We start from the raw sequence: 688 nt of genomic DNA, 5'->3' as shown, positions 1-688 counted from the left end.
GGCGAGCGATGGTGGCCAAGACCGAAGGTGTTGCTGGCATCTGTGGGTATCTGTGCACTCGCAGAGGGCGTGTAGGCCGGACAAAGTGCTTTTCGTGAACGCGAACTGGCCGAGCCGATGCCCTCTCTCTCTCAACCTGGGGCGTGATTGGTCGGGTTCAGCGTCCTGTGACACTCCGAGTCGGGGCTGAACCGAGGATGTCGAGTGAGAATGAGCGGCATTTTCGAGGTTCAGGCGCACGAGTGCGCTCCGCTGGCAGCGAATCAGCTCCGCAGCTCGGTCAGGAGGCCCACTCGATGTCGAACTCCGGTGGGGCACGGGCCGGGGCCGGACCGAACTCGTCGGGGGCCAGGCCGAGGTGATCGAGGATGGCCTTGATCGCGACGGGGTCTGTGATCTGCGCCACGAGCTGGCGGCGGCCTCCGCAGCCGGCACAACGGAGGACATCAACGAGGAACGTGCGACGTAGGAGCTGCGCCCACGGGACCCTGCCCGCCGGCGCCAGCCCGCCGGGCCGGATGTGCGAGCAATCCGCGTCGGCCTCGGGGTGGGGCACGACAACATCCCGCACCGAGGACGAGGGGGCCAGCGCACGACCTTCCCGGTGTCCGACACCTTCCTGCTTCAGGGGGGCAGCGAACTGACCGGGTTCGACGGCGGGAACGCCGCCGAGTCGGGCTTCCTGCTC

At 67.7% G+C, this 688-nt stretch carries 1 pseudogene; it reads right to left on the bottom strand.

The features are described 5' to 3' along the window. Positions 1-349: 349 nt before the first annotated feature. A pseudogene (locus tag GY812_10740) lies at positions 350-505 on the bottom strand (ATP-dependent helicase HrpA). Positions 506-688: the final 183 nt, after the last annotated feature.

It is taken from the genome of Actinomycetes bacterium (assembly GCA_024222295.1).
Lineage (GTDB): Bacteria > Actinomycetota > Acidimicrobiia > Acidimicrobiales > Microtrichaceae > JAAEPF01.
Note: the sequence above shows the minus strand (reverse complement) of the source record. Positions and strands in the feature narration are given on the sequence as shown.